The sequence below is a fragment of the Paraburkholderia sp. DD10 genome, from assembly GCF_049177125.1.
Taxonomy (GTDB): domain Bacteria; phylum Pseudomonadota; class Gammaproteobacteria; order Burkholderiales; family Burkholderiaceae; genus Paraburkholderia; species Paraburkholderia terricola.
Genome location: NZ_CP185392.1, coordinates 14,682 through 28,631, shown reverse-complemented (window position 1 = coordinate 28,631; position 13,950 = coordinate 14,682). Strand labels below are relative to the sequence as shown.

The window sequence follows — 13,950 nt, the reverse complement described above, 5'->3', positions numbered from 1 at the left end:
ACCGCATTGCGTAGATCTCGCCTGGCGCTCCCGTAGATCCTCACCTCAAGCAGCCTTTCCATGAAATTCTGGATATCAACCGCTGTCCCCAGAGTCCCGAAAAACCTCACCATCGCAATCCGGCAGACAATAAAGACCGGACTCTCCGACGGCCTCCGTCGCGCCTTTCCGAGCTATCGCAGCTAGTTTCTTCCCGTATTGACTCACCTGATCGATCAGAATGCTACGCAACAGCTCCCGAAAAACCTCACCTTTTGCCTCGAGCCAGAGGATTTCGCCGACCGATAATCGACGCGATTTACTGCCTCCCGAATTTCCTCACCTCTGGCGACGACAACAGTAGCGACATCGATGTTCCCATTTGAACCGCATCCCCGATACGCCGCCCGACTCCCGCAAACGCTCACCTTAAGCCCTGGATGCCCTTAATCTGGGCAAAAAAACCACGCACGCCCTGTAAAGTCTCACCTCCGGCTCCCGTTTTCTCCCGTCTTGACTCACCAATCGCACTGCCAGGATCGAAATGAGGGTAAAAACCGGCGTACAAGGCTGTCCCGAAAGCGCTCACCTTCGGCATTCCTCCCTTCCAGGCGAGCGTCGAGCCCTGGCGGGCAGTCTCCCAGATCCAGCTCCCGCAAAACCTCACCTTTGGAAAGCCGGCATTTTTAGGCGGTTCCTGAACTCGCTCACGTTCTGTCCCGCACCTGCTCACCGAGTCCCCCGAACCTCATCACTCAACGGTCCCGAGATACCTCACCCTGGCTCCCGAAAAGCTTCACCTCATCGGGCGCGAACGCCCGTCCCGCAAGGGTTTGCCGTGGCGTTAACGTCTTTAACTAGGGTTCAAGGGTGTTTACTTTTATTACTCTCTAGCTTTACCCCGCGTGTCCATGGACAAAACAGATCGACCCTGGCCACCACCCGGCGCTGGATCCGTGAAACAGTGCACAATCGTTTGGAAACGGATCAATTCTTTTATACAACAATGACTTATCGGCTATTCTTCGTTTTGTTTCACGGAAAAACCCCGTTAGGCCTAGTCCATCAATCCACCTTCACCCCAAAAGCCGGGCAATTCGCCTCACAGCGTTGGTTAGCGCTAAATACGTAGCAAATATTACGTAAATTGTTATGATTCATCCCATTTACGCAAGATCGGGGGCACATATGAATCTGGACGAGGAAAAGCAGGCCATCCGCAATGAGCTTGAAGCGATGCGAAATACCGGGGCTCGACGGCAAGAACTTTCGCTGCATGCATGCAAGCGACTTTTCTTCGATCTGGGCATCCGTCCGTCGATGGCCGCAGTCCGCGATCTGACCCAGACCGGCAGCGCAAGCGATATTCCAAAAGACATCGACCATTTCTGGGAGCGCCTGCGCAACGTATCGCGTGTCAGGGTCGGCGCCGGCGCCATCCCGAAAGCGCTGGAAGATCGTGCCGGTGAACTGCTAGGCACGCTCTTCGAAGAAGCGGTTGTCCATGCACGCACGGCGCTCGACGACGAACGCGCGGAAATTCGCGCCCAACTTTCCGCCGCCGACCAGCGAGCGCGAGATGCGGAAATTCGACAACATGCGTCGGAGGAAGCGATCCAGCGCAGCGAAATGCGGGCCGAGGCCGCATGGGAACGTGTCCGCGCGCTCGAGGCCGAGCTATCCAGCACGACCACGCATGGCAACGCCCACCAGGAAGGTTTGCAGGCAACGGTGCGGCGACTCGATCAGGAAAACGAGACGCTTCGTCAACGCCTTGATAATGAATTGGCGACCAATGCGACGCTGCGTGACCGGATCGACGCATTGCACATGGAACTGCGGCAAAGCACGGAACACTATGCGCAACAGATCAAAGACGCGGTGACCGAGGCCGAGCGGCGCGTGAAACCGATGCTGGTCGAACTCGACTCATTGCGAAGCATGGCGGCGACGTATCAGTCCGGGGTACGTGACGCGAGCCGCAAGGAGTTCGAGTTCATTCAACAACTCGCCGCGGCCAAGGCGCGCGGCGACCGGCTCGATGCCCAATTGCGCGAGCAATCCGACGAAGTGGATGCATTGACAAAAGAAGTCGCCGTGCTGCGCGGCCAGCAAGGCATCGATCCGGCAATTGCAACCCTGCTTTGTTCGCTTGTCGAAGCGGGCCGGCTCACACACGACGAATTGAAGGCAATCGGCACGGCAGCGGACGGCCATGTCAGATTGCCTCTGCGATGCCCGAAATGCGCGGAAGGCGAGCCGGAGTTGTCGCAAGTGGATCGCCACTTTGAATTGCAGTGTCCCGAATGCGACCATTCATCGGGACCGGGCGATTCCAGGCTGGAGGCGGTTAGCCGATTCCTGTCGAAGGGTTCCATCGCGGCATCCGCATGACGATTCATGTGATGCAATCGCGGACAAATCGTCAAAGGTGAGGAAATTCGGGAGCCAAGGCGTGGGGCTTTCAGGCCTTGCGCGCTGCCGCTTTCCTCGTCAAACGCCCATCGCGCCTGGGTGCCGGTAATGGCGAGGATGCGGGATCCGGCTCATTCACGTTTAACGAATCCTGCTGATCCGTCCATATTTCCCAAGCACGATACAAGCGGTTCGCCGAAACCGCCTGTACAAAGCCCAGCCATTGCCCGACCAGTTCAGCCTCCACACCGCTCTCAAACAGATCCGCGGCAAAACTATTGCGCAAGGTCTGCGGACTCGCTCGTGACACCCGCGATTTCGCGATTCCGGCTGCGTCGATCAATGCGTCGACCGCGCGCAGCATGGTGGCTTTATGCATGGGCCGCCCACACGACGACGCTGGAAAAACCAGGTTCCCGGCTAATTCGGACAAACGCCGCTCGGCGAGCCATGCGTCCAGAATGGCCACCGCAAACGGCGCGAGGCGAGTGCGCCGCATCAGCATGGGATTGGCCGACTCGATTCTCACCCAGGGCGACCCGCCCCTCACGCAACTCATCGTTAGCGCCGCAGCTTCGCCCGTCTTGAGCCCGCCGCCGAGAAACACGGCGATCAATGCGCGGTCACGCCGCGCTCTCCGGCGCCGCGTCGCGGACAAAGCCGGCAACGGCGAAAACAGATGCGCGACGAGCGCGGCCCGTTCGGCATGATTCAGAAAACCGGTGGGTTCGTTGTCCCGGGCATTTCGCCATGCCGCTTCGCCATCCTGAGCAATGAAGCGGGCCGGATTGGTCGACGCGGTTTCGATTTCGCTCACATGATCGAGCACTCGCTCGATCAGCCGCAAATACCGGACGCGCTGCGGTTTGCGGATGTCGAGGCTGGCGACGAAGTCCGCAATGGTCTGCGTATCGACGCTAGTCAAATTCTTTTGCCGCACGCTCAACCAGTCGAGAAAAAGCCCCCATTGAGCCTGATAGACCTCAGCAGAAGAGCGTCTGAAATGCTGTTTGGCGAGCCATGCGTCGAAAGCGATTTGCGGGTCACGACGCCAGTCCTCGCGCTTCTGATCGAAAAGATCGGTGGAAGGCGCTGGGCGCGGAACCGGATCAGACAGATGGGGAGGCGACATGAGCTGCTCTTCCGTCGTTGCGCGGGTAGATGGCAACCGGTCAAAAACGCAGCATTCAGTCGCCCCAAGCGCGCGCGCGTTTCAGAGGCGCGTCTTTGGCAGGCGGTTGCGCTGCGCGACGCGCTGCTTCTTCATAAGCGGAGACGGCGAACGCGAATACCGCAGGCAAGGCGGTGGATGTGCCGAAGTCCACCGCCTCGTCCGTCTCCGGGTAAGGCAGATCGGATGGCCGTTGAAAGAGGCCCAGCATCAGCGCGTCGTGCCGGCTTGCAAAGCCGAGATCCGCCAGCGCCTCGGCTTCGACTGCATGCAGCAAGCGCCAGGTGAGCGGCACCTGCTGCACGATGTAGCGCGCGGCGATATTGCGCACGATGCGTTCGAGATCCCGCGCCGCGGTTTGATAGCGCAGCGCGGCCAGAGCGTGGTCGGCATGGTCGGTTGTCAGGTCGTTCATTGTCGGCTCCAGTCGATACCCTGTACTGTACAAATATACAGTGACGGACGCAACCTCCGACCGACGGCGCGGTTCCGCCGACGCACGCCAATGGCGCATCCGCGAGTCAGCCGTGAATCACCACCAGCAGCGCTTTCGCCTCGCCCTTTCCCGCATTGCGGATGGCATGCGGCTCGTCCGCGACATAGCGCGCGGTGTCCGCTGACTTGAGCCGCTTCGTCGTGCCCGCGGCCTCGATCTCGATCGATCCTTGCAGCACGGTCAGATGCTCGCGCGTGCCAGGCTCGTGCGCATTCGACACTAGCGCTCCGCCCGCCTGCAGCGTCAGCTCGTACCACTCGAACTTGCCGGCCAGTTCGATCGGCCCCCACACACGTAACTGATATTTGGCGTCGTGCCCGCTCAAGGTGGGAATGTCATGCGGACCGGAGACGGCGATCGCTTCGGGCGCCTTTTGTGGCGCGAACAGCGAATCGAGACTGACGCCGAGCGCATTGGTCAGACGCCACGCAACCGCGATGGTTGGATTAGCCTTGTCACGTTCGATCTCGGAGAGCATCGATTTGGACACACCGGCCGCGCGCGACAAATCGTCGAGCGTCATGCGCCGTTCGGCGCGCAGACGCTGAATCTGCTCGCCGACGCGCGGCGGCGCCGCGGTCCCCGCGACGGACGTTGCACCGGCGGTAGGCGCCGCGTTGGCCGCGGCACGGCGGATACCCGAACTTGCCATTTGCTGACCCATCGTTTAGAGTTGTTCGATATACCGGATTTTAGTTCGAAAAAACGAAAATATCCGGTAAAACTGGTAGCCGACTATAACAGGCCGCCCCGTGCCGAACCTGCACGATACGTTGACGCGGGCGCCTCCACTTCTCAGGAGTCTGGTTCATGCGTGACCTTTACCTCGCTCATCTGCGTGGCACTCTCGAGCAGATCCGCGCCGACGGCTTCTACAAGAACGAGCGCGTGATCGCCAGCCCGCAATCGGCGGACGTGCGGCTCGCCAACGGCCGCGACGTGCTGAATTTCTGCGCGAACAACTATCTGGGCCTGGCCGACGACGCACGCCTGATCGAAGCCGCGAAACAGGGTCTGGATAATGACGGCTTCGGCATGGCCTCGGTGCGTTTCATCTGCGGCACGCAGACCGTGCACAAGGAACTCGAAACCGCGCTCGCCGCGTTCCTGCAAACCGACGACTGCATCCTCTACTCGAGCTGTTTCGATGCGAACGGCGGCCTGTTCGAAACGCTGCTCGACGACAACGACGCAATCATCAGCGACGAGCTGAATCACGCGAGCATCATCGACGGCGTGCGGCTTTCAAAGGCAAAGCGCTTACGCTACAAAAACAACGACCTCGCCGATCTCGAAGCCCGTCTGAAAGAAGCCGACGCCGCTGGAGCACGCTTCAAACTGATCGCGACCGACGGCGTGTTCTCGATGGACGGCATCATCGCCAACCTCGCCGGGATTTGCGATCTCGCCGACCGCTACGGCGCACTGGTGATGGTCGACGACTCGCACGCGGTGGGCTTCGTCGGCGAACACGGGCGCGGCACGCCGGAACATTGCGGGGTGCTGTCGCGCGTGGACATCCTCACCGGCACGCTCGGCAAAGCGCTGGGCGGAGCATCGGGCGGCTACGTCGCGGCGCGCAGGGAGATCGTGGAATTGCTGCGGCAGCGTTCGCGTCCGTATCTGTTTTCAAACACGCTCACGCCGAGCATTGCCGCCGCGTCGCTGAAAGTACTCGAACTGCTGGCAAGCGAAGAAGGCGCCCAACTGCGCGCCCGCGTGCGGGAAAACGGCGCGCATTTTCGTAGCGCGATGAGCGCGCTCGGCTTCACGCTCGTGCCCGGCGAACACCCGATCATTCCCGTGATGCTCGGCGACGCGCAACTCGCGTCGAACATGGCCGATGCGCTGCTGAAGGAAGGCGTCTACGTGATCGGCTTCTCGTTCCCGGTGGTGCCCAAAGGCCGCGCACGCATCCGCACGCAGATGAGCGCAGCGCACACGTCGGAACAGATCGATCGCGCCGTGAATGCATTTGCGCGCGTCGGCCGTCAACTCGGCGTGATCTGAAGCAGAGGCGCATATGAAAGCATTGGCGAAACTCGAACGCGCACCGGGCCTTACGCTCACGGACGTCAAGAAACCCGAAGTCGGCCATAACGACGTGATGATCCGCATCACGCGCACGGCGATTTGCGGCACCGATATTCACATCTGGAAATGGGACGACTGGGCGCAAAAAACGATTCCCGTGCCGATGCACGTCGGGCACGAATACGTGGGTGAAATCGTCGAAATGGGCCAGGAAGTACGGGGCTTTGCGATCGGCGATCGGGTGTCGGGAGAAGGACATATCACATGCGGCTTCTGCCGTAACTGTCGCGCGGGACGCCGGCATTTGTGCCGCAATACGGTGGGCGTCGGCGTGAATCGCGAAGGCGCGTTTGCCGAATATCTGGTGATACCGGCGTTCAACGCATTCAAGATTCCGCCGGAAATCTCCGACGACCTCGCCGCGATTTTCGACCCGTTCGGCAACGCCACGCATACGGCGCTGTCGTTCAATCTGGTCGGCGAAGACGTGCTGATTACCGGCGCCGGACCGATCGGCATCATGGCGGTGGCGATCGCCAAACATGTGGGCGCGCGTAACGTGGTGATAACCGATGTCAACGACTATCGCCTCGAACTCGCGCGCAAGATGGGCGCGACACGTGCGGTGAATGTGTCGCGCGAATCGTTGCGCGACGTCATGGCCGATCTGCACATGGCCGAAGGATTCGATGTCGGGCTGGAAATGTCGGGCGTACCGAGCGCGTTCACGAGCATGCTCGAAGCGATGAACCACGGCGGCAAGATCGCGTTGCTCGGCATTCCGCCCGCGCAGACCGCGATCGACTGGACCCAGGTGATCTTCAAGGGCCTCGAAATCAAGGGCATTTACGGCCGCGAGATGTTCGAGACCTGGTACAAGATGGTGGCGATGTTGCAAAGCGGTCTCGATCTGTCGCCGATCCTCACACACCATTTCAAGGTCGACGACTATCAGCAGGCATTCGCCACGATGCTCTCGGGCGAGAGCGGCAAGGTGATTCTCGACTGGACGGCCGCATAGAACGAAACGGCCACGAACGGCTAGCGATCAAACGCCCGCACCGCGCTCACCCGCCTGCGGGCGTTCTTCCGAACTCGGCCTGAATCCGCACGTGGATATCGTCGCCGACGGCCGGATACCACGTCGATAAACCAAACTTCGCGCGGCTGAAGCGACCGTCTGCCGAAAAACCGAGCGTGTCTTTTTTCGTGAGCGGATCGCGCGCGAAGCCGTTGAAAGTGACATCGAGCGTGACCGGCTGCGTGACGCCGTGAATCGTCAGATCGCCGGTCAATGTGCCGCGCGATTCGCCGGTGCGCTCGAACCGCGTGCTGACAAAACGGATCTCCGGATAACGCACTACGTCGAGCATGCTGGCGCTTTTCACCATTTTGTCGAGCAGCGGCACGTTCGTATCGATGCTCGCGGCGTCGATCGTTATCGCCGCGGTGCTCTTCTGCAAACCGCCTTCGTTCCAGTCGAGCTGACCTTGCTTGCGATCGAAGCGCATCGTAAAGCGCGAGTACTTGAAGTGATCGACGTCGAAGGTGATGCTGCAATGATCATGGTCCAGATCGTAGCGCCCGGCCGGCACGCGCGTTTCGTTCTGGCTGACCGAGTGCGTGAGCACCTGTACGGGGGTGCAGGCCATCGCCGTCAGCAACGCTGCGCCCAGCAGCGCGCGCACGAGCGTGGCGCGAAGGATAAGGAGGCTCATGAATGAAGTCCGTTCCGGTTGACCGATCCTGCTCACGATAGCAGTTCGCGTGCTCGATCCGCAAAACCCGCGGAAAAACTTGACGAAGGAGAATGATCGTTCTACCCTTCGGGCATGCCTACCGAATCTCATCCTGATCCCGTGGCGCCCGGCAGTGCGCGTGATCGTCTGCTGGACGCTGCCGAAGCGCTGATCTACACCGGCGGCATCCACGCAACCGGCGTGGATGCGATCGTCAAGCAGTCCGGCACCGCGCGCAAGAGCTTTTACACGCATTTCGGATCGAAAGACGCGCTCATCGCAGCGGCACTTGAGCGGCGCGACGAACGCTGGATGAACTGGTTCATCGCGGGCACCGAGCGGCAGGGCAAGCGTGCGCGAAAACGCCTGCTCGGCATGTTCGATGTGCTGCGCGAGTGGTTTGCGTCAGCGGACTTTCATGGCTGCGCGTTTCTGAACGCCGCCGGTGAAACCGCTTCCGCCGACGATCCGATCCGGATCGTTGCGCGCGACCACAAGGAGCGCTTGCTTGCTTTCGTGCGAACTCAATGCGATGCATACGCTGCGGAGTCGCAAATGGACGCCCGCCGCGCCGCGCGTGTGTCGCGCCAGTGGTTGATCCTGCTCGACGGCGCTATCGCCGTCGCGCTGGTAAGCGGCGAGGCCGACGCCGCGCTCGACGCGCGCGCTACCGCCGAGGTTCTGCTCGACGCCGGGTGTCCCGGCGAGTCACGCCGATCCATAAGCAAGTCCCGAGGAAACCACCGCCATCACGGCGAACCGCAACCAGACTGAGGAACCATCATGGCCGATCCAATCGACACCCGCCCGCCGCTGCCGCCGTTCACGCGCGAAACCGCGATCCAGAAAGTGCGCGCCGCTGAAGACGGCTGGAACACCCGCGACCCCGAGCGCGTGTCGCTCGCCTACACACCGGACAGCGTGTGGCGCAACCGTGCCGAATTCACGCACGGCCGCGCGGAGATCGTCGGACTGTTGCGCCGCAAATGGGCAAAGGAACTCGACTATCGCCTCATCAAGGAATTGTGGGCGTTCACTGATAACCGCATCGCCGTGCGTTTTGCCTACGAATGGCACGACGATTCGAACAACTGGTTTCGCTCCTACGGCAACGAGAACTGGGAGTTCGACGGGCACGGGCTGATGGCGCGCCGCCACGCGAGCATCAACGACCTGCCGATCCGCGAAGCGGACCGTCTCTATCACTGGCCTCTCGGCCGCCGCCCCGATGATCATCCGGGGCTGACCGATCTTGGCCTTTGAACCTTTCCTGAACGATTGGAGGTGAACGCGTGCCGCGCGTTCATCGCTCTGCCATCGGTTCTGCGTCAATGTTGTGTTTCCAGACTGAGGGCACGTCTTGTGCCCGCGTTTCCGGGCGCGTCCTCAACCTCGCCCATGCGGCTTGAGGTACAGTGCGCGACGGATGGCACGCACTCGTACCCGTAACATAGATGACGCCGGCGCGCGACCGGTGGCGGAGAAAACATGCATTTCCGGCAAATAAGAAAGCACATTCGACGCACGGCTCTCGCGCTCGTCGCAAGCGTGGCCGGCGCGTCTGCCGCGCATGCAGGCAACTGGTGCGAGGGCGGCGTATGGGTCGACGCCATGATCGGCTCGTATCACATCAAACCGGACGCAGGCACCGATTTCGAACCGTTCAATCCGGGCCTCGGCGTGGAATGCTGGCTCAACAATCAATGGGCGCTGACGGCCGGCGGCTTTCGCAACTCGCTGCGGCGGCCTTCCTATTATGGCGGCGGTGTGTGGGCGCCGGAGTTCGCGCACTGGGGCATCGTGCGAATCGCGGCGATGGGCGGAATCATTTCGGGCTACAACTACGGCGACTGGGGCCTCGGCCGCGACCATACGGTCGGACCGGTGCTCGCGCCACTCGTGATGGTGGAATACAAGCGCGTCGGGGCTAACTTAATCGTGATTCCACCGATCCCCTCGGACAACCTTCCGTTCACGATCGGGTTTCAGTTGAAGGTGAAGTTCTGAAGGCTGATCCCGATTCGCAAAACAGGTCGCGAGTTCTGGAAAACACTGGCGCTGGGCGTGGTCAGTTGTGATCGCCCATGCGCTCAGGCGGTAGATCTTTTGAGTAACGGTTAGTCTGTTCGCCGACTACATCAATCACGTCGTAGACGGCCCACGCGTGGAAGCCCCAATGAAAGAACGTGATCAGCATGGCTTCACGCGTCGCCGCGGGCGTGTCGCCAAGTGCGGTGGGCGGCTTCAGATAGTGCTGCATCGGCTCGCCGACACCGAAGTACATCAATCCGATACCCATACCTGCCGCAAATAGCATCGCGGTCCATGATTCAAAACTGAACTCTGGCCCGGCATCATCGGGGCCGAGGCGGATGTCGCCAAAACGGCTCGCGGGCACCACGATCAGGAATACGAGGAAGAGGGTGACGGCCAGCGTATAGAACCAGTCGAACTGACGGCTTATCCAGGCCCTGCGCATGCGCCCATAGCACGTTGGCTTCCTCTGGCCAGACAGCGCAGCGCAACAGCAATCCGCCGATGACCAGCAGCGAGGGAACGACGACGGATGCGGACAGCGTAGTCGTGATACGCGCATTTTTGATGCCCTGATTCTGCACGATGAGCGATCTCCGTATGATGCCGTTTCGGACAGACAGCACCAGCGAGTTCAAGGCAGTCCAAATAATCTTGGATGATAGTGCTTCTGCACTACGTAAAAAGCATGGCAAGCGACGATATTAATTTGAGGTATACGGGACTCGTTGCGCCCCCCTCGGCTTCCCAAAGGTGAGCCATTCCAGGAGGTGAAGAATCGCCGCGATCGGCGCGCACCTTCGATAAGGTGAAGATCTCCAGGGAGTGCGCCTCCCAGCCGCTGAGGGTGATTCGCCGCGCGTTCAAAAACGCACTCGAGCGCGTCCCGGTGCACCGCCGATATCGTTGTTCCCCTTACATCCTCTTCCATATGCAAACAAAGCGTGAGTGCGCCGCACCGCGCCGAAAGGCGCACCCATACCGCCTGCGCTTTGCTGGACGCCGACGCTTGCCGCAGCCGGTTGCCACAACGATCGTTTTTCACACCGAGGTTGTAACGGCTCCGTAAAACATGATCTTTCGCGGATTGATACGTTGCGGGTGACACGTGCCGCCGCCAATCGGGAGACGGGTTCGCGTGACTATAGATATAGCGAAGGAGCAAAGCATGAAGAAGCTGTTGGCAATTGCGGCCCTGGCCGTGTTGAGCGCAACCTTGAGTGGATGTTGGTGGGGACCGCCGCCGGGTGGTGGCGGCGGTGGGCCTGGCGGCGGTGGCCCGGGCGGCGGCCGCGGCGATGGGCCGCATGGCGCGATCGTTATTCCTGACAGAGTTGGCAACGTCGCTCAGGGCTAGCCAGTCGGTAACCGATAGCGAGGGGTGTTCCGGTTCAAACGGAAGCTCAAAGGTGAGAAGGTTCGGGAGTCCGCGCGGTGAGAATAACGCTACCTGTCTGCGCACTTTGAAGTCAAAGGTGAGGGAATCCGGGAGCACTTGCCCGTCTCGATCAAATCGGCGATCGTTAACCGCAAACAGATAGACCATGCGATCCAACGCGGTTCAGATCGGGCAGTCATCGCGCAATGACACCCCACGCTTTCGGCAAGGAAATCAAGGCGGCGCTCGCCCCGCACGCCGACGCGCAGCGCTCGCTCGCGATGCGCGCCTGCATGCGAAACCAGTTCGCGTTCATCGGCGTGCCGGCGCCGTTGCGGCGGCAAGCGGTATCGCCGGTGTTCAAGCGGCTTCCCGCGGACAATGCCGGGCACTTGCTGGCCTGCGCCAATGTCTTATGGTCCATGCCGCAACGCGAATACCAATACGTTGCCACCGACCTGTTGGCGCGCAAATGGCAGGCGCTCGGAATTGCGGATATCGCGCATCTACTGGCAATCGCTCAACGAAACGCCTGGTGGGATTCGATCGATCCGCTCGCGGGCGTGGTCGGCGACGTGTTGAAAGCGGCGCGAGCACAGACCCCGCAGGCGCAGGCCGCGATGGACGCGGCGCTCGAGCATGAATTCCTGTGGGTTCGGCGCATCGCGATGCTTCATCAACTCGGCTGGCGCGAGCATACCGACGAAGCACGTCTGTTCGGCTACGCCCGTTCGTTGGCATCGGAAAGCGACTTCTTCATCCGCAAGGCGATCGGTTGGGCTTTGCGCGATTACGCGCGGCACGCTCCGGAGGCGGTGAGCGGCTTTCTGTCCGCTTCGCGCGACCTCATCTCACCGCTCACTGTGCGCGAGGCGTCGAAGCATCTGCCATCAATCCGCTGACGCCTCGCGTGCTGACCCAACTCAATCCGCGCCGTGCGCCAACGCGACGCGCGCCTTCGCCTCCGGGCTATCCGCGACGAAGTACTTCTTCGCCCATGAGCCGTTCGGCGCCAGCATCAAGCGCTGATGGGTGCCGCTGTTCTTTTCACGTATCGCCAACGCGCGCGCCCGATAGTGCTCGTAGAGCCGCAGGAATTCGGCGAGATAGGTGCCGGCAAGGCGGCGGTCGCGAATTTCCAGCAGGTTTTCGTCGTTGAAGTGTTCCGAGTTGTTGCTCATATTGGCGGAACCCGTGTAGACGACCGGATTCGCGCCTTCGGCGTCGATCACGAGAAACTTGTGGTGGATGATCACGGGCGCGTAGCCCGGCGCGCTCTCGCCGGGAAAGAGCCGCAGTTCGGGTTCGAATCCAGCGGGCACGGTGGCCGGCGAAAAGTATTCGGCATCGATCACATCGCGCTTATCGCGGCCGCGGTGATAAAGCTCCATGTTGGCCAATGCCGTGCTCGTGACGATCTGCCCGTTCTGCTGAGCCTTTTCCGCCGCTTCGGCGGATTGCGCGCTGATGTGATTTACGAGGCCGAACATCATTCGCCCTTTGTCGCCTGCCGCGAAACAGGCATCGCGCATCGGCGCGTCGGTCGGCATGAAGAGACAAAACAACACGGAGTGCTTCGCCTTGCTGATTGCGTCGACGATGGTGTCGATCTGCAAACGCGAGTCCTTCGGTTCCGGCGAAAAACAGACGCGGACCTTCGCGGTGCCGATTTCGATCGAATCGGACCAGCCCGGCGCGAGCTTCGCCGTGGCGGCGATACTCGGGTTGGCGGCGAGGCTCTTCGCACGATCGCTGTAAAGCGCGGCGAGTTGCGGCGAATCGAACAGATGAAGCACGTTGGCCTGCTCGGTGATGCCTTCGGTGGTGAAGTTCGCCGACCCCGTCAGCACGCGCGCCGGCGTTGCCTCGCCGTTGCCGTCGTCCACGGCGACGAACTTGTCGTGCATGATGTGCGTCTTGTCGCGCGGCGCGAAGGTGGCGAGGTCGGCGAGCTGATCGACCGCTGGCTGATTCGGCGAAGGCGCGGGCGGCTTGCCCTTGCGCGCCACTTCATGCGAATCGTAGACGATCGCGAGCGACGCCTTGCCCTGCTGCTTGCCGAACGCTTCGAAAGCAGGAATCGCCCATAGCGGATCGGTGAGGTGATACACGGCCGAAGCCGCACGCCGCGCGTGAGCGAGCGTCAGGTCGAAAACGTCCTGCAAATCGTTCGCGAGCCACGTGCGCAGGCGCAACGCCTGGTCCGTCGTGGGAGCCGCATGCGGCGCAAGATGCAGCGCCGCGACTTTGCGCGCGAACGCCTGCGAACTGACCACGGCGCGGTTGAACCAGGTGCCGACCTTCGATTCGATATGCGCGGGCAGCGTTAACCTGCATTCGCCCTTTTGCGTGTCGAGCAATTGCGGCGCATCGGGCGTGCCGACAAACGGATAGACGAGATAAGTGAATGACGTTTCCCGATCGGGCTCGTCGATGCGCGCGTCCCACCACATGAATTTCTGAATCGGCGCCTCGTTCGAAGGCGCGTCTTTCTGCGTGTCCGGCACGGCGCCCTGGAACGTCAGGCGGTTCGGCAACCAACTGCTGGCTTCGCGCTCCTGTCCGTCGGCCGCGAAAAAACCCGGGCTCCGTTTGATTGCGAAGCCGAGGAAGTCTTCACGCGTGCCGCCTTCCGGCCAGTCGAAGGCAAGCAGCACGAGTGTCGGAGATAGATAGCTGCGAACGCTGACGCTCATCATTAGGC

11 protein-coding genes and 2 pseudogenes are annotated in these 13,950 nt (G+C 61.3%); 7 read left to right on the top strand and 6 right to left on the bottom strand.

Annotation, left to right across the window (positions count from 1 at the left end; all coding sequences use genetic code 11):
• The first annotated feature begins 1,167 nt into the window (after positions 1–1,167).
• Positions 1,168–2,373, top strand: coding sequence for a DNA-binding protein (locus ACOCG7_RS00140; protein WP_244745550.1), 1,206 nt, complete (start codon positions 1,168–1,170; stop codon positions 2,371–2,373).
• Between the two features lie 70 nt (positions 2,374–2,443).
• On the opposite strand, the gene ACOCG7_RS00135 is transcribed toward ACOCG7_RS00140, so the two are convergent.
• From ACOCG7_RS00135 to ACOCG7_RS00125, 3 genes are all read right to left on the bottom strand, one after another.
• A complete protein-coding gene (locus ACOCG7_RS00135) occupies positions 2,444–3,526 on the bottom strand; it encodes a tyrosine-type recombinase/integrase (RefSeq protein ID WP_244745549.1) in 1,083 nt (360 codons plus the stop codon).
• A gap of 55 nt (positions 3,527–3,581) precedes the next feature.
• On the bottom strand, positions 3,582–3,980 hold the full coding sequence (locus tag ACOCG7_RS00130) for a DUF2471 family protein (protein WP_114164058.1): 399 nt from the start codon (positions 3,978–3,980) through the stop codon (positions 3,582–3,584).
• 106 nt (positions 3,981–4,086) lie between these two features.
• On the bottom strand, positions 4,087–4,725 hold the full coding sequence (locus ACOCG7_RS00125; protein WP_083081865.1) for a helix-turn-helix domain-containing protein: 639 nt from the start codon (positions 4,723–4,725) through the stop codon (positions 4,087–4,089).
• A 146-nt stretch (positions 4,726–4,871) separates the two neighbouring features.
• Here ACOCG7_RS00125 and ACOCG7_RS00120 point away from each other — a divergent pair, with 146 nt between their 5' ends.
• Together ACOCG7_RS00120 and tdh are read left to right on the top strand one after the other, a co-directional pair.
• A complete protein-coding gene (locus tag ACOCG7_RS00120) occupies positions 4,872–6,071 on the top strand; it encodes a glycine C-acetyltransferase (protein WP_244745548.1) in 1,200 nt (399 codons plus the stop codon).
• A gap of 13 nt (positions 6,072–6,084) precedes the next feature.
• Positions 6,085–7,116 (top strand): L-threonine 3-dehydrogenase, encoded by a 1,032-nt coding sequence (tdh, locus tag ACOCG7_RS00115; protein WP_083081862.1) that lies wholly within the window; start codon positions 6,085–6,087, stop codon positions 7,114–7,116.
• 46 nt (positions 7,117–7,162) lie between these two features.
• Here tdh and ACOCG7_RS00110 read toward each other — a convergent pair whose 3' ends face one another.
• The gene (locus ACOCG7_RS00110) at positions 7,163–7,813 is read right to left on the bottom strand and encodes a YceI family protein (protein ID WP_244745547.1); all 651 of its coding nucleotides are present in this window, start codon (positions 7,811–7,813) and stop codon (positions 7,163–7,165) included.
• A 114-nt stretch (positions 7,814–7,927) separates the two neighbouring features.
• Here ACOCG7_RS00110 and ACOCG7_RS00105 point away from each other — a divergent pair.
• From ACOCG7_RS00105 to ACOCG7_RS00095, 3 genes and pseudogenes are all read left to right on the top strand, one after another.
• Positions 7,928–8,601: pseudogene (locus ACOCG7_RS00105) on the top strand (TetR/AcrR family transcriptional regulator); the annotation flags it as partial.
• Positions 8,602–8,617: 16 nt separating this feature from the next.
• The gene (locus tag ACOCG7_RS00100) at positions 8,618–9,097 is read left to right on the top strand and encodes a DUF1348 family protein (RefSeq protein ID WP_073429632.1); all 480 of its coding nucleotides are present in this window, start codon (positions 8,618–8,620) and stop codon (positions 9,095–9,097) included.
• Between the two features lie 225 nt (positions 9,098–9,322).
• Complete coding sequence (locus tag ACOCG7_RS00095; protein WP_421376249.1) at positions 9,323–9,841, top strand: hypothetical protein; 519 nt, start codon at positions 9,323–9,325, stop codon at positions 9,839–9,841.
• Positions 9,842–9,965: 124 nt separating this feature from the next.
• Here the strand turns inward: ACOCG7_RS00095 and ACOCG7_RS00090 are convergent.
• A pseudogene (locus tag ACOCG7_RS00090) lies at positions 9,966–10,437 on the bottom strand (BCCT family transporter); the annotation flags it as partial.
• A 1,015-nt stretch (positions 10,438–11,452) separates the two neighbouring features.
• On the opposite strand from ACOCG7_RS00090, the gene ACOCG7_RS00085 reads away from it, so the two are divergent.
• A complete protein-coding gene (locus ACOCG7_RS00085) occupies positions 11,453–12,148 on the top strand; it encodes a DNA alkylation repair protein (protein WP_083081857.1) in 696 nt (231 codons plus the stop codon).
• A 21-nt stretch (positions 12,149–12,169) separates the two neighbouring features.
• Here ACOCG7_RS00085 and ACOCG7_RS00080 read toward each other — a convergent pair whose 3' ends face one another.
• Positions 12,170–13,942, bottom strand: a complete 1,773-nt coding sequence (locus ACOCG7_RS00080) for a phospholipase D-like domain-containing protein (protein WP_421376247.1) — start codon at positions 13,940–13,942, stop codon at positions 12,170–12,172.
• Between the last annotated feature and the right edge of the window lie 8 nt (positions 13,943–13,950).